Source organism: Desulfoluna sp. HI9BLuna (assembly GCF_056829775.1).
The window spans coordinates 1,197,273-1,212,975 of the sequence record NZ_CP186555.1; the positions used below are offsets into that span (position 1 = coordinate 1,197,273).

General features: G+C 60.0%; 12 protein-coding genes. 5 read left to right on the top strand and 7 right to left on the bottom strand.

Annotated elements, in window-relative coordinates; translation table 11 throughout:
- Nucleotides 1-6 precede the first annotated feature (6 nt).
- The 4 genes from rpoD to hisB form a co-directional block, all read right to left on the bottom strand.
- Complete coding sequence (rpoD, locus tag ACOYW0_RS04720; protein ID WP_482417401.1) at nt 7-1,830, bottom strand: RNA polymerase sigma factor RpoD; 1,824 nt, start codon at nt 1,828-1,830, stop codon at nt 7-9.
- Nucleotides 1,831-1,877: 47 nt separating this feature from the next.
- The gene (dnaG, locus tag ACOYW0_RS04725) at nt 1,878-3,653 is read right to left on the bottom strand and encodes a DNA primase (RefSeq protein ID WP_482417402.1); all 1,776 of its coding nucleotides are present in this window, start codon (nt 3,651-3,653) and stop codon (nt 1,878-1,880) included.
- A 384-nt stretch (nt 3,654-4,037) separates the two neighbouring features.
- The gene (locus tag ACOYW0_RS04730) at nt 4,038-4,730 is read right to left on the bottom strand and encodes a hypothetical protein (RefSeq protein ID WP_482417403.1); all 693 of its coding nucleotides are present in this window, start codon (nt 4,728-4,730) and stop codon (nt 4,038-4,040) included.
- A gap of 80 nt (nt 4,731-4,810) precedes the next feature.
- A complete protein-coding gene (gene hisB / locus ACOYW0_RS04735; protein WP_482417404.1) occupies nt 4,811-5,398 on the bottom strand; it encodes an imidazoleglycerol-phosphate dehydratase HisB in 588 nt (195 codons plus the stop codon).
- 374 nt (nt 5,399-5,772) lie between these two features.
- Here hisB and ACOYW0_RS04740 point away from each other — a divergent pair, with 374 nt between their 5' ends.
- Nucleotides 5,773-7,506 carry a YcaO-like family protein gene (locus ACOYW0_RS04740; protein ID WP_482417405.1) on the top strand — a complete coding sequence of 578 codons (1,734 nt, stop codon included), beginning with the start codon at nt 5,773-5,775 and terminating at the stop codon, nt 7,504-7,506.
- Nucleotides 7,507-7,536: 30 nt separating this feature from the next.
- On the opposite strand, the gene ACOYW0_RS04745 is transcribed toward ACOYW0_RS04740, so the two are convergent.
- Together ACOYW0_RS04745 and ACOYW0_RS04750 are read right to left on the bottom strand one after the other, a co-directional pair.
- Nucleotides 7,537-8,643 (bottom strand): HD-GYP domain-containing protein, encoded by a 1,107-nt coding sequence (locus tag ACOYW0_RS04745; protein WP_482417406.1) that lies wholly within the window; start codon nt 8,641-8,643, stop codon nt 7,537-7,539.
- A gap of 286 nt (nt 8,644-8,929) precedes the next feature.
- Complete coding sequence (locus ACOYW0_RS04750) at nt 8,930-9,337, bottom strand: PaaI family thioesterase (RefSeq protein WP_482417407.1); 408 nt, start codon at nt 9,335-9,337, stop codon at nt 8,930-8,932.
- Nucleotides 9,338-9,576: 239 nt separating this feature from the next.
- Here ACOYW0_RS04750 and ACOYW0_RS04755 point away from each other — a divergent pair, with 239 nt between their 5' ends.
- The 4 genes from ACOYW0_RS04755 to ACOYW0_RS04770 all read left to right on the top strand — a co-directional run bounded on the left by ACOYW0_RS04755 (nt 9,577) and on the right by ACOYW0_RS04770 (nt 13,169).
- On the top strand, nt 9,577-10,230 hold the full coding sequence (locus ACOYW0_RS04755) for a tyrosine-protein kinase family protein (RefSeq protein WP_482417408.1): 654 nt from the start codon (nt 9,577-9,579) through the stop codon (nt 10,228-10,230).
- A 10-nt stretch (nt 10,231-10,240) separates the two neighbouring features.
- On the top strand, nt 10,241-10,990 hold the full coding sequence (locus tag ACOYW0_RS04760; protein ID WP_482417409.1) for a hypothetical protein: 750 nt from the start codon (nt 10,241-10,243) through the stop codon (nt 10,988-10,990).
- A gap of 203 nt (nt 10,991-11,193) precedes the next feature.
- On the top strand, nt 11,194-12,255 hold the full coding sequence (locus ACOYW0_RS04765) for an AI-2E family transporter (RefSeq protein WP_482417410.1): 1,062 nt from the start codon (nt 11,194-11,196) through the stop codon (nt 12,253-12,255).
- Complete coding sequence (locus ACOYW0_RS04770; protein ID WP_482417411.1) at nt 12,252-13,169, top strand: nitroreductase family protein; 918 nt, start codon at nt 12,252-12,254, stop codon at nt 13,167-13,169. The genes ACOYW0_RS04765 and ACOYW0_RS04770 overlap by 4 nt, the downstream gene beginning before the upstream one ends.
- A 111-nt stretch (nt 13,170-13,280) precedes the next feature.
- Here ACOYW0_RS04770 and ACOYW0_RS04775 read toward each other — a convergent pair whose 3' ends face one another.
- Nucleotides 13,281-15,488 carry a DUF3141 domain-containing protein gene (locus ACOYW0_RS04775; protein ID WP_482417412.1) on the bottom strand — a complete coding sequence of 736 codons (2,208 nt, stop codon included), beginning with the start codon at nt 15,486-15,488 and terminating at the stop codon, nt 13,281-13,283.
- Nucleotides 15,489-15,703: the final 215 nt, after the last annotated feature.

Below are 15,703 nucleotides of genomic sequence, written 5' to 3' on the forward strand. Positions count from 1 at the left end.
ACGCCCCTAAATCTCGATGAAGCTCTTGAGCTTCTTGCTCCGGGTGGGGTGCCGGAGTTTTCTCAGGGCCTTGGCCTCGATCTGCCGGATACGCTCACGGGTAACGGCGAAATCCTTGCCCACCTCTTCCAAGGTGTGGTCGGCTTTCTCTCCGATACCAAAACGCATCCTCAGGACTTTCTCCTCCCTCGGTGTGAGGGTGGCCAGGACCTTGCGGGTCTTCTCCGCCAGGTTCATGTTCACGGCCGCATCCGAGGGAAGCATAAACTTCTTGTCCTCGATGAAATCGCCAAGGTGGCTGTCCTCTTCTTCCCCGATGGGGGTCTCGAGGCTGATGGGCTCCCGGGCGATCTTGAGAACGCGCCGAACTTTGTCCAGGGGGATCTCCATCTTCTCGGCGATCTCCTCGGGAGAGGGCTCGCGCCCCAGCTCCTGCACGAGGTACCGGCTGGTTCGGATCAGCTTGTTGATGGTCTCGATCATGTGCACCGGAATACGAATGGTGCGCGCCTGGTCGGCAATGGCCCGGGTGATGGCCTGTCGAATCCACCAGGTAGCGTAGGTGCTGAACTTGTAGCCCCTGCGGTACTCAAACTTGTCCACCGCCTTCATGAGGCCAATGTTCCCTTCCTGAATCAGGTCGAGGAACTGCAACCCGCGGTTGGTGTATTTCTTGGCGATACTCACCACAAGGCGAAGGTTGGCCTTGACCAGCTCGCTTTTGGCTTCCTTGGCCCGAACCTTGCCTTCCTCGATGGAAGAGGCAATGCGGGAAAGGATCCGGCCGTTGGCCTTGATGCCGAGTTCGCGGCTTTCGATCTGCATCTGGAGATAGGCAAAGTCCGGGTAGATGGCGCGGAGCTTCTCTTCGCCCATGGCGCTCTTCTCCACGGCCCAGGCCATGAAGGTCTCCTCATCGCCGAGCTGGCTCCTGAATTCGGTCACCGAGGTGCCGAAGGTGTCGGCACAGCGCCCCAGGATCTTGTTCATGGCCTCGAACCAGGCAATGTTCTCCAGGATCTTGGCGTCGATGATGTCCGAAACGCTGACCTCCAGGCGCCACTCCTTGAGGAGGTTGAAGATCTTTTCGGTGCGACGGCTGACGGAACGCCTGATCTTGCGCTGCTCATCCGAGGAGAGGTCTTCGGTGAAGATGCGGTACCGCAGACCGGTATTCTCCTCATGGATGGTGCGGATCTCTGAGATGGTCTCCAGGAATTTGCCCACCAGGTTCTTCTCGTCGACGGCCCCGTCCCCTTCATCCACGTCCCGAAGCACGTTTTTTGGACGAAGCTTGCCTGCGGCAATGCCGTCGGCAAGAGAAAGGATATACCCCACGGCGATGGTGGTATCGAGCTGGTGCCTCAGCACCTCCTGATCCCCCATCTCGATCTTCTTGGCGATCTCGATCTCCCCTTCACGGGAGAGCAGGGTCACCATGCCCATCTCACGGAGATACATCTTCACGGGGTCGGTCACGGTGCCGTAATCAGCGGAGCCGGTTTCGGACTCAAAGACCGCCACCTTCTTTTTCGGGGACTCTTCAGAGGCCATGGGGAGCTCGGAGTCCAGTTCGGCGGGCTCTTCCTCCTTCTCTTCGGCTTCGTCATGCTCCGTGTCGCTTTCCGCAACCACTTTGATGTCCATCTCCTGAAGCATCACAATGATGTCATCCAGCCGCTCCGAAGAATCTACCTCATCCGGAAGCGCCTCATTGATCTCATCATACGTAAGAACGCCGACTTTTTTTCCCTTTACAAGCAGAGCCTTAAATGCGGCTTCCTGACCCTTCTTGCTCTTTTCGGGAGAGGTATCGGACTTGTTGGTCATATGGTTTTGCCTCCTGCAACCCCGGATTGATGTTTAACCTTCCTGGCTTAATGCTGACGTCTCTTCAGGTCCTGGGAAAAGCGTCGTTTCTCTTCCAACAGCGACAGCAAAAGCTCGTGGTTTCCACTGGCTTCCGCATCCCTGATTCGTTTTGAGAGGTCATCGCCCAATCTGTTTCTGTTGCGGACATACTGGTCAATCAGAGTAACACACCGCTGGTGAATCACCGGGAACTCGTCAATGGCAAGACGCGCCACGAGCTCCCTTTGTCCCTCCTCCCGAAGGTTCGTCAGAAACCAATCCGTCATGGCCTCCGGGGGTCCGTCGTAAGCCAGGGCAAGGGAGCAAATCTCCTTGAGCCCCGGCTCTTGAAAATAGTCTGCAATGCCCACTTCCCTGCAGTAGGCATGGATACCTGCATAGCGTACCAGCATGGAGACAATCTGGAACTCCAGGCTGTTCTCTTCCTTAAGGCGGCCCAGGGATTTTACCGGGGCGTCCTGCCACGGTTCCGCCACCTGGGGCCGGGTATTGGCAGCCGGGGCATTGTGGATCTTCTCACTGACAGCCCCTTCGTCGATGCCCACCTTGTCGGCCAGCACGCGGATATAAAGGGACCGGGCCACCCGGTCTTCCATGGCAAGGAGCGGCTCCCTCATGTCTCCGAGGACCTTCAGGCGCCCCTCCACAGTAAGCCCATGGCGCCTGATGGCAGCGTCCATGAGAAATTCCAGGAGATCCATGGCCTTGTCCGCCAGGGCCAGAAACGCATCGGCCCCGGCTTCCCTTACAAAGGAGTCGGGGTCATGGCCCGTGGGCAGCACCAGCACCTTGGCCGTCATGTACTCTTTCTGAAACACGGGCACGCTTCGCAGGGCAGCCCGTATCCCCGCGCCGTCCGAATCGAAGACCAGGACAAAGCGCTCGGCGCCGCACCGCGACAGCAGGCGCACATGGTCCCGGGTCAGGGCGGTGCCCAGGGTGGCCGCCGCCTGGGCAATGCCGTTCTGGTGCAGGGCCAGGGCATCGAAATACCCTTCAACGACAAAGGCCGTCCCACTCTGCCGGATCCCCTCGCGCGCGGCGTGGAGTCCGTAAAGTGACCGGGCTTTATGGTAAACAGGTGTCTCCGGGGAGTTCAGGTACTTGGGCAGGGCGTCATCCATAACGCGCCCGCCAAACCCCGACACCTGCATGGCTGTATCAAATATCGGAAAGACGATGCGATTCCTGAAGCGATCATAATACCGCCCCGTCTCTTTGGCGATGAGAAGCCCGCTCCCCACCGCAATATCCACAGGCACCCGATGGGAGGAAAGGCACCCCGACACCGCGTCCCAGGAGTCCGGGGCAAACCCGAGCCCGAACTTCTCGATGGTCTCATCGGTGATTCCACGGTTGTGCAGGTATGCCAGTGCGCCGGTACCTTGGCCCCCTTTCAGGGTCTGTGAAAAAAAATCGGCCGCCAGGCGGTTGGCCAGGAAAATCTTTTCCCGAACCCCGATCTTCTCTTTTTCTTCGGCACTCAAGGCCCGCTCCGGCACCTCAATGCCGCATCGACGCCCCAAAGAACGCACGGTTTCCGGAAAGGTCAACCCGTCACGCTTCATGACAAAGTTGAAAACGCTGCCTCCGGCTCCGCATCCGAAGCAATAGTAAATCTGTTTTGTCGGGCTGACAGTAAAGGAAGGGGTTTTTTCGGAATGAAACGGACAAAGACCTGCGAAGTTGCTTCCCGTCTTCTTGAGCTGAACGGTTTCAGAGACAACCTGAACAATATCGGTCGCATGCTTAATGTCTGAAATCACTTCTTCGGGAATCAAGTGCACAAAGCTCCTGTCCGCGAGAGTCCGGTATCCAATCCGAGAAAGAACCACATCGATGGCCCCTTGCGCGAGGGTAGCCGAACCATCGGCAGGCCGTCTGTCATACCATATTATATAATGAAAGCCTCCATCCGGTACGGGATGAAAGCCGAACATACTGCCTAAAGCGCCCGTCCCCCAAGGGGAAAGACGCATCCACGGTTCCTGAAACGATGGCCGATACGGCCCGAAGAGAGTGCGGTACCGGAAAAACCGGCGCAACAGCCCTTCATGCTCGCCCAAGCAGGTGCATAAGTTAATGCCAAAACCATGTTTGTCAAGAACTATTTTCGGGCTTCCACCCCAACCAAGGGGGAACACTCCGAAAAACAAAAATCATCGTCATGGCTCCGGCTCGCCCTCGGGGCGTGGCCGTCCCCCCGACAGGACCATGGAGTCCACCAGCCCGTTGAACCCGGTTTCGGCAAGCTCCGCTGCCGTGACCCAACGAGCCCTGCGAGACACAAAGGTCTTAAAGGTCAGCAGGTTTTCACTCAAAGGAAGCTGGGTCTCATCAAAGGAACCCTTCCAGAGCACCCGGCCCGTAGCAGCTTCCATGAGAATCACCTTAAAGGCCACCGACGCCGGTCGGTTCACCGACCAGTCGGAGCCGATGCGCTCTTCATAGCGTTTCACGCGGCCAAGGGCCACACAGGAATAGCCCTGGGCTTCAAGGGCCGCCACCTGCCCCCGCAGGCTGTCGGTACCATCCACGGAAACCGCCATGGCTTCCACGCCGCGCTCCCTGAGGCTCACGGCTAGCCGCCTTGCCAGTTCGGGCCCGGCAAAGGCGGAGAGGGACGGCACGTCCCGCCCCTTTTCCCGTTCACTCTCGATGTACACGGTGTCTTCCGGGGCCGCCCAGTCAAAGGGAGGAACCGCCACCTCGTTGCAGGAGAAGAGGGTTACGGGCACCGCAGGTTTCGAAGGCTTGGAGGACTTGTGCGCCGGGGAACAGGCACACACCAGCACCACCAGCATGGCAAGGAGCCACACAGGCCTTCCCGCAGGAACGCCCCGCATCGGATACCCCATACACACCTCCCTGATTGGGCTGGCCCCGAGATGATCCGGAGCCTTCCTTAAGATGGTGGTGGCGCCCCCGGCCTGAGGCCTTAGATCACGCCCTTGGTGGAACGCACCCCTTGAATACGCGGGTCGATGGTCACCGCCTGATCCAGGGCACGCCCCAGGGATTTGAAAACAGCTTCGATGATGTGATGGTCGTTCTCGCCATAGCGGACATTGATGTGCAGGTTCATACCCGCCTTCACCGAAAAGGCCTGAAAAAACTCCCGGGCAAGCCAGGCATCGAAGTTACCGTCCCGAACCCTGTGGTCCGGAAAGTCATAGACCAGAAACGGACGGTTGGACAGGTCCAGGGCCACCTCGGCAAGGGTCTCGTCCATGGGGGTAACGGCCAGCCCGTAGCGCTTGATCCCTGCCCGATCGCCAAGGGCGTCGGAAATGGCCATGCCCAGGGCAAGGCCCGTATCCTCCACCGTGTGGTGGGCGTCGATCTCCAGGTCCCCGTCGACCTTCATGGTGAGGTCGAAAAAACCGTGGGCGGCAAACAGGGTGAGCATGTGATCGAAATAGGGAATCCCGGTTGTCACCTCTGCCCGGCCGCTGCCGTCCAGATCAAGTTCGATGGAAATACGGGTCTCTTTGGTGTTGCGCGTGATGGTGGCTGTGCGTGTCATAGTGTGATGCCTGTGAAGTATCGGAGTTGAGGCGCGTTGCTGAAGGCAGTGGAGGTGGTGGTGGCTCTGCCTTCCCGTGTGCAGATAATGGAAAGGGCGGCACCGGAAATTAGGTGCTCCCGCCCTTTGAATATCCCCACCCAATTACCAGATTGCCGCTGGAGGGTCAACGTAAAAAAGGCTTTTCACTTCCGCATGTTGTATGGTACGAAGATTGTTTTTTCATGCATCGAACCCGGTCCCGGATAACCGGGGGGAACCACACGAAATCCCCTGTTTCCTTGATTCTGATACCGGGCGCTGCATGATCACCGCAGACCAAAGCAATCATCCATTCCCGGAGCCACCGGGAACCCATGGGAAGGACGTGTTGTATGAGTGCCGGAATAGTATTGAACGATGCCATCAAAAGCTGCACCGCCGATCAGGACAAAGTGATTTCCCCCCAAGAGACCGTAGCAAGATTCAAGGAGAAGGCGAAAAACCTCTCACTGGACATTCTCAAGGAGACGAGCCGCATCGACAACGGCCGGCTCGACATTCCGGTCTTTTTCAGTGTCTGTGGTAAGGATGCCTCGGCCCTGACGGGAACGGCCAAGCAGATGGGCAAAGGGGCCACCCCTGAACAATCCGAAGCCAGTGCCGTCATGGAACTTGCCGAGCGGTTCAGCTTCTTCGCCTTCAAGGCAGACGAAAGCCGTTTTGTCACCGACACCTACGCCAACGTCAAGGACAGGGCCCTTCCCTTTTCTCTCATTGCCCGATCGGTGCACGACGACACGACCCCTCTGGACACAGCCGAAGCCATCTTTTCCGATATCCCCCTGAAGTGGGTCCCGGCCCACAACCTCACCACGGGCACCGACATGCTCATCCCCTTTGACTGGTTCTTCGCCATCAACGAATTCAACGGCCCCTCGGCCGGCAACTGCAAGGAAGAGGCCATCTGCCAGGGGATCTCCGAAATCGTGGAGCGCCACGTCTGCTCCCTTGTGAGCCACGGCAAGCGGGTCACCCCCACCATTGACCCGGACACCGCCACAGACCCCGCCGTCAGGGACATGCTCGTCAAATACCGGAAAAACGGCATCAACCTGGTCTTTTCCGACCTCTCCCTGGACACCGGCATCCCCACGGTGGGTGTCCTGGCCTGGGACCCGGCCACCTTCCCCGAGTCCAGCGAGCTGGTATGGACCGCAGGCACCGCACCGGACCCGGAAAAAGCCATGAGCCGGGCCATGACCGAGGTGGCCCAGCTGGCCGGGGACTTCAACACCGACGCCAACTACGTGGCCAGCGGCCTGCCCAAGTATACGGACCTTGCCGAGGCCGAGTTCATCACCCGTGCCCAGCCCGCCGTGCCCCTTGCCAGCCTGCCCGACCTGTCGGACGCCAACATCAAGGTGGAGATCGAGCGCTACGTGGCGGCCCTGAAATCCATCGGCATGGAGATCTTCACCATTGAGACCACACACCCGGAGCTGGGAATCCCCGCCTTTTACACCATCATCCCCGGCGCCCATTTCCGGGAGCGGAGCCTGGGCACCAGCGTGCCCCTGTTCGCCGCACGGCTCATCACCGAAACATGCGCCCCCGACGACGCCCTTGCCCGCATCACCGGCATTGAAAAAGCCGTGGGAGAACGCTACTACCTCCACTTCTACAAGGGCCAGCTCCTGCTGAACCAGGGCGCCTTTGACGAGGCCACCGCCGCCTTTGAAAAAGCCCTTGCAAGCCACCCCGACGAGCCGGAGATTCCTTCCATCTGCTCGTGGATGGGGGTCAGCCTCAAGGAGACGGGCCGCTACAGGGAGGCCCTGAAGGTCCTTCAGGCCGGTATCGACATCGACCCCGAGCGCGAAGATATCTACAACCTCATGGGCTTTTGCCACTACATGCTGGCCGATCACAACAAGGCCATCGACGCCTTCCGGGAGGTGCTCCGCCTCAACCCCAACTCCGCCATCGACTACGCCAACATCGCCTCCAACTATCGGGAACTCGGCAACACGGACAAGGCCGTCACTTACTACCGGATGGCCCTGAAGATGGACCCCTCCATCGAATTTGCCCGGACCAACCTGGAAGCACTGGCCGAGACCGCCTGATCCATAGACGAAAAACCTGCCACCGCGGCCTCACGATGAGGCCGCGTCCCCTTTCGGCTTTGCCATCCCGGCATCCCTCCGGCTCCAACTGAAGGCGGCCCCGGAGTTCACCATCTCGGCGCTGCCGTTGCAGTTGCCGTTACGGATGGCCAGGAACTCGTCGAAGTTGTCCAGCACAATATCGGTAAGATCGGGGTCAAAGTGCTTCTCCCTCTCCCCCTGCATAAGACCGTAAATCACGTCCGGCGGGTACGGGTCCTTGTACGGACGCCGTGTGGAGAGCGCGTCAAAGACATCGGCGATGCCCACAATGCGCCCTGCCAAAGGGATCCGCTCTCCGGAGAGGCCCTGGGGGTATCCGGTGCCGTCCCACTTCTCATGGTGGGAAATGGCGATCTGCTGGCCGCTGCGCAGCACGTCGGACTTGGCATTGGCCAGGATCCGCGCCCCGATGGCCGGATGGGTTCGGATCACATGGAACTCGTCGCCGGACAGCCTGTCCGGTTTCATGAGGATATGATCGGGAATGCCGATTTTGCCGATATCGTGCATGACCGAACCGTACCGGATACGGTCCACCCAGGCCCCGTCCATGTTCATCTTTTCCGCGAGAAAGGCGCTGTAGGTACTCATGCGGGTGATGTGGCTCCCGGTGTTTTCGTCCCGGTACTCAGCTGCGGTCACCAGCCGGTTGATGGTATCCAGATACGAATCCTTCAGGGCCTGATGCGTCTCCTTGAGCCCCTGGACAAGACGGCGCTCCCGAAGCACGCGCTGCACCCTCAGGACCACCTCCCCCGGCGCCATGGGCTTCAGGATAAAATCCACGGCCCCGGTCTGGATGATCTGCTCGTAGCTGAAATCGTCGATGTGGCCGGTCATGACGATGGGATCGGCGGTGTGCCTGGCACGGATCTGCTTCACCAGCTCAAGGCCTCCCATCTCGGGCATGTCCACATCTGTCAGGACAATCTCCACCGGATGCTTTTCAAGCACGGCCAACGCCTCCACGCCGTGGGAAGCCATGTGACAGACAAACCCCTGCTTTTCCATCACACGCCTTAAGATCATCCGAATGGTTTCGTCGTCATCGACAATCAACAGGCCGGGCGGGTTCTTTGTTTTCTGCTTGGTCATAGGTTGTCGCTCCCAAAGGCAAAACCGGGTGAAAGGGGGGAAGGGTTGCCGAAAGCCGAAACCAAAAGGAGGGAAGCGTATCAACACAGGACGGAGGTCGAAGGGCAGGGGTTCTTTTCAGCAACATGGGGACCCAGACGGCTCCTGATCCAACCCGGAGCCGTCGTATTCCGGTGCGTCTGATGCGTCAATCTCATTCCGAGCCGCATAAACTCATGAATACAATGAGTATACCCCAAAGCCTGACTGCCAACAACCGTGAATCCGAGGCCCCCGTTGCCGGGCGTCAGGCCGATTCGGCATCGCGGGTCTCCAGCACCAGGAAACTGGCCGTGCCCAGGGCGGCGACATCCCCCTGGGCGTTACGGACCTCGGCGGCCATGTGAATCTGGCGGCGCGACCGGGCCGTTACCCGGGCCACGACGGTAACATGGGACTCACCCCGCCCCACGGGCTTGACAAAGCTTGTGTTCAGCTGTGTGGTCACACTGGTGGTGCCCAGCAGCACGGTCAGGGGCCCGAAGGTGTTATCCATGGCCGCAACGACCATCCCGCCCTGCATGGCCCCCATGGGGTTTCGGTACCCCCGCTTCACGGGAAAACGTACCTCAATGGTCTCTTTTTCCGCATCGAAGGTTACAATCTGCGCGTCCATCTCCCGAAACACCTCGGGAGGGTCAAACCTGTACCCCATCACTCCTCCTGACGGCACCCACGGGAAGGAAAAGGGACGTCCCTCCCCTGTTGCCACCTGTCTGCATTTGGTTTAATATAAATCCATTATCAACAACCCGCCACGAGACACCGATTGCGCACAGCCCCTGCGCGACGGTCTTCCACCTGCGCCATACGCATGGATCACCACCTGATCCGCGTCACCCGCCCCTTGGGACGACCACCCGTAACCACGCCCATGCCAAGGAGCGCCTGTTCATGAACCGTCCATACGATCCACACCTTGAAACCCTTGGTAAGATCGCCGAGACCAAACGCATCTTCACCGCCGTTCAAACCGCCACCGACCGTCAAGAGCCCCTGTGCGTCGTCGTCACCAGCGGTGCCCGGGGGGAAGGGAAAACCACCGTGGCCACGGGGCTTGCCATCGCCGCCTCCCGTGCAAAACGGCGCCGCACCCTCCTTGTAGATTACAACTGGTACGCCCCGGCCATTCACACGGCCTTCCAGGTGGAGCCCATCGAAAGCCCCGAAGCCTTTTACCGGGCAAGCGCCATTGAGGATCTCATCGTTTCCAGCCGTTCAGGCATCGACATCCTTCCCGCCGCCCTCATACCCGAGGAGGCCCGGGGGGCCATGCCCGCCGTCGAAGGATACGACCACCACCTCCTCCAGGAGGCCAGAAACCGATACGACACCATCATCGTGGACACCTCCGCAACCTTCCCGGAAAATCAGAACATGCGGGACCCCATCCTGCTTTCCGGCATCGCCGACGGCGTGGTGCTGGTCTTCATGACCAACCGGACTCCCCGCTCCACCCTGAAGCGCACCACCACGGCCATGCGCATCAACGGGGCCAAAATCATCGGAGTGGTGGCCAACCAGTGGAAAAACCCCATCATGCACTAAGGAGCCTGCCATGTCCTACCTTGTCAAACGGTACACCCACGGCCTCAAGCGCTACAACGCCTGGTTCCTCCTTGCCTTTCTCATGCCGGGCCTCTATCTGCTCTCCGCGGCCATCACCCCGGACCGTCACCAGATCTGGCAGGATGTCCGCCTTCCCCTGGAGACCCCGTTTACCTCCGCCTCCTTCAACAACGTCGCCGAGGTGGTGGACGCCCAGGCCATCTTCTTCCGGGATAACTTCGACGTCAACCGATACTTCAACCTCACCGAGGCAGACATAGGTCAACTGGAGCCCAAACACTACCGAAACGTCACCGCCGCCGTCAGCAACGACATCACCCTCTCCTACGACCGGGGCATCGCCCGGATCAACTACCTGGGCAAAGACGCGGAGATGGGAAAACGCCTCGTGGACTACTATGCCCACAGGCTGGTAAGAAAAGCCCGGGAGGGCATTTCCATGAGCGGCATGCACATCGCCCGGGAACGCCATCCGGAGCGCATGGGAGCCATTGAAACCAAGCCCCTGCGGGCTCTCTGGCGCCCCGGCCGGTTCCTGCCCCTCCTTTTTTTGTTCATTGCCTCGGTGCTGGCGGTCATGGCCCTCATCGCCGCCCTGGAGTGGAACGACGCCGCCCTGAAATCCGAACGCCAGATCGCCCGATACGTCAACCTGCCCGTCCTGGGCTCCCTGCCGGATCTGAACAAGGTCTCCCAGGCCCTGAGGGACCCTCCGGAGGGCAAGCCTCCCCACCCCTGACGCCCCTGCACGGCCATTTTTTGTATTTTCCGTGGTCCCGCCTTGATGTATACATATTTCATCACATGGGCACCTTTTCAATGAATGCCGCCATGATGGCCCTCGGATACGATGCGCACGGGACTGCGGCGCCACCTCTCCGTGCACCATTCCATCGCCCATCCCGAAGTCATGGCCCCAACCCCTGACACAAAGGACACCCCATGCAGTCCCCTTCCGGCGTACCGGCCAGAGCCGGCATCCTCATCTCCATGGCCTGTTTTGTCGTTGTCGTCAAAGGCATCCAGGCCGCCTCCCCGGTTCTGGTCCCCTTTTTCCTGGCCGTGTTTATCGCTGTTGCGGTCTCCCCGCCCATGTTCTGGATGGAGAAAAAAAAGGTCCCCACAGGCTTGGCTGTCCTTGTCATCGTTCTGGTGGTCCTCATGCTCTTTCTCCTGCTGCTCAACATCATCACCGGGGCCATCGAAGAGTTCACCAGAAGCATCCCCGCTTACCAGCAACGCATGGAAGCCCTGGTGAGAGACGTGGTGCCCCTCCTGCAGGGGTGGCACATCGACATCACCAGCGAGACCCTGCTCAACGTCCTCAACCCGGGCCGCATGATGGCCTTTCTGGGGGGACTGCTCTCTCGCCTCGGCGGGGTCTTTACCAACACCTTTTTTATCGTCCTGACGGTCATCTTCATTCTGATGGAAGCCTCGGGATTCTCCGTAAAGCTCCAGGCCGCCTTAGGCAACGGCAATGCTTCCCACGAGGGATTTCACCGCATCACCGAAGGCATCCGCCACTACCTGGCCATCAAAAGCACCACCAGCTTAGCAACAGGCGGTGTGATTTACCTGGGCCTGACGGTCATCGGGGTGGATTTTCCCGCCATCTGGGGACTCATCGCCTTTATCTTCAATTTTGTGCCCAACATCGGCTCCATCATCGCCGCGGTGCCGGCCATTCTCCTGGCCATGGTCCAGCTGAGCAACGCCAAGGCCCTGATGGTGACCCTGCTCTACCTGCTCACCAATGTAACCATCGGCAACCTCATCGAACCACGGGTCATGGGACACGGTGTGGGCCTCTCCGCCCTGGTGGTCTTTCTCTCCCTGGCGTTCTGGGGCTGGGTCATGGGCCCTGTGGGCATGATCCTTTCGGTTCCCCTGACCATGGCCCTTAAAATCAGCCTGGAAGCCCGGGAAGAGACCCGGTGGATCGCCATCCTCCTGGGACCGGAAAAAGTGGCGCGAAACATTCTGAAGGAGACAGCCCAATGAAACGCCCCATCCATGTAACCATCGATGAATCCCTGTGCACGGGCTGCGGCGCCTGCGTGGCCATCTGCCCCCACGACACCCTCACCCTGGTGGACGATACGGCACGGATTACCGGGGACGACTCCCTCTCCTGCGGCCACTGCCTGGCCGTATGCCCCACCGGGGCCATCACCCTCACCGGCCACCGGCCCATGGGGCAGGACTTCCAAACCTTTTCCATGCCCGACGGCTGGCTCGCCCCCGGAGACGTTGAGGTGGAGACTTTAGCCTGGCTCATGGCCTCCCGCCGGTCCTGCCGCCACTTCACTCAAGATCCCGTCCCCGTCACGGTCCTTGAAGACCTGGTGCGCATCGGCACCACCGCCCCTTCCGGCACCAATGCCCAGGCCTGGCAATTCACACTGCTCCCCGACCGCGCCTCGGTGAAAGGGTTCGGTCGAGGCGTCCTCTCCTTCTTTCAGAAACTCAACCGCATGGCCCGCATCGCGCCCCTCAGGGGCCTACTTTCCCTCCTGGGCAAGCCGGAGCTCTCCCGCTATTACACTGAGTATCACGACCGCATTGAAGAGGGCATCGCCTGCTGGACAACCCAGCACAAGGACCTCCTCTTCCACGGCGCCCCGGCCGCCATCCTCGTCAGCTGCTCAAAGGAGGCCTCCTGCCCAACCGAAGATGCCCTCCTCGCATCAGGCCAGATCCTGCTGGCGGCCCACGCCATGGGCCTGGGCACCTGCCTCATCGGCTTTGCCGTGGAAGCCCTGGCCCGAGACGCCGGGCTGAGGCAGCGCATCGGCCTTTCCAAAGACGAAACCGTCCACGCCGTCATCGCCATTGGGCACCCGGACGAACCTTACCGTCGCCCGTCGGTACGCAAACCCGTGACGCCGCGGGTGGTCCGCCTGTCCCAAAGCTGACCAGGACGCCACACAGAACACAAAAAAAGCCGCCAACGGCCCCTTGCGGAACCGTGGCGGCTTTTCCGTCATGTCATCGCGCCCCCTTGCCCAGGGAAACGCGCCGAGTCGCTATGCCGACAACCCGAGGATTTTTTTCATCCGGGCAAGAAGCTTGGCCTCTTTCTCGTTGATGTCATGGTCTGCCAGGGCGATATGGTTGGCAAGCTTCAAGGCCTTCTCCCGATCCTTGTTATCCGGCAGCAACAGGGGAAGCGCCTCAAGGGCCTTTGAAAAATCCGTTTGCAGGATACGGGCCTGTTCCTTGGCAATCTTGTGGAGCTCCCTGGTGGACAGGCGCTTCAAGCGCCAGCTGGCCTTGACAATGCGACTCCCCATGGCCATCTCCGCTTCATCCACGGAACCGTCGACACTGGCCATGGCGATGATCATACGGACGGCCCCTTCCGGGTACCCCCCCTCTTCAACCATGGAGAGCCACTTGCGGCGGTCCTCTTTTCGCTCTCGGGCCTCGGACGCCCGGGTTGCCTTCGCCTCTTCGGGGGAGGGGCCTCGGTCCATGCCGTAGAGCCAGGCCAGGACCGGATTGTCGTACATCATGTGAAACACCTTCTCCTGGGTCATATCGCTCAGGGACTGGCTCCAGTCCAGGGCGGTCACCACCATATCGGAGAGAGCCCGCTCTGCCTGGAGAAAGGGGTTTGTCTCGGACACGGGCCGCCTTGTCCGGCGGACATACTCCGCCGCCTCTTTCACGGGCCTCACCAGGGGGTTGCCGTCGGTAATAAGGCTTCGCTGCAGGCGCATGGGGTGCGTCTCAAGCATCCACTCCACAAACAAAGGGTTAACCATGGCCCGCACCAGAGGACTTATCCAGGTGCTGTACATGGCGCTGTTTCGCTCGGAAATAGAGGCCACCAGCTCAAAGGCCTTCTCGTCCTCCACGCCATCGTCATAAGCCAGGATGTCATCGATGGTGCGCTCGCTAAACTTCACCTTGTAGTCGTTGAGCCACTCCTTGGACGGCGCCTCCACAATCTCCATTTCGTAGAGGCCGGGGGCGAGAAAATTGATCATCTCCACGCTGCCGATGATCTCCTTTTGCTCCTTTCCGGCAATGGAACTTGCCACAAAGATGCCCAGGTGGCCGATGGTGGGATGCACGATATAGACGATGACCTGCCCCAGGCGCTTGATCTCGTCCACGGACTTGTAGACCATGGGTATCCAGTTGAGGGCCTGCTGGGGGGGCGTGATGTTGTCCCCGCTTGATGCAAACACCACCACCGGATCGCTGAACCGCTTCAGGTTGATAACGGGGCCGTCATCAAGCTGCAGCTGCCCGTTGGCCAGGCGATTGCCGATGAACAGGTCCGCCACAATGGTGTGGATCTCCTCTTTCGTCATCAGGAAAAAACCGCCCCACCATCTCTCGAAATCAAGGAAACGCTGCTCTTCGGTGTCCACATTTTTGTAGAGGTTGTACTGCTTGGACCAAAAGGTGTTGCCCGGGTTCAGCCCCTCCATGCTCATGACCAGATTGGCCCCGTCGAAATGTCCCCCGCCGAGATCGCTCACCAGGTCGTTGATCCAGACGCCCCCCAAAAGCCCTCCCTTGTACCGCATGGGGTTGGTCCCCCCCACGCCGGACCAGTAGGAAAGCGGAGCGCCGTTCAGGACAATGGGGCCTGCAAGGTCGGGTCGTTCGGCGGCCACAATGGCCGTGGCCCATCCCCCCTGGCAGTTTCCGATCACCACCGGCCGCAGGGCGTCCGGGTGCCGCCTGGCCACCTCCTCCAAAAACCGGATTTCCGCATTTTTCACATCCCCCAGGGTCTGGCCTTCCATGGGCTCGGTAAAAAACAGGACAAAGTAGACAGAGTGGCCGTTGGACAAGGCATGACCGATCTCCGACGCCTCCTTGGACCCGCCGATGCCCGGCCCGTGACCGGCCCTGGGGTCGATGATGACGATGGGGCGACGATCGGGCTCCGAGCGGTCCCCGTCTTTGCCGTCTCCCCTCACCCTGCGGTCCGCCCCACCCGTAAATCCGCGGCCTTCGGGGCCACGCTTCCCGCGGATCAGGGCAAGGGCGTAGTTGGCCGGGCGATCAAAGGTGCGGGCGTCGCAGATAATCTCATAGTCAAAAATCAATACCGGAGGCTGTCCCTTATCGAGGTGCTCCAGATAGTTATTCCCCCGTTTTCGCAGCACATCCCAAAACAGGATGGACCGCTGGGACGTATCAATGGCATATTCGGAAGCATGGGCAAAAAAATCAAAGGCGGATGACATGGTATTGACGGCTGCAGCGTCCATAACCCCTCCTGAATCACCTTGCCGTCGGCAAAACGTCAAGAACAGCTCATGAAACCAGAGAACACACAGGGCCCGGCAAGGCATGGTTGATGTGTGGTACGGCAGGATCGTTCCAAAGAGAAAAAGGCCCCGGTGCGCCCCGAATCATGCGGGCAAAACAGACAGGCAAAAAACGAAGACACGAAACGTAAGACGGGACCTTGCCCGGGCACGGT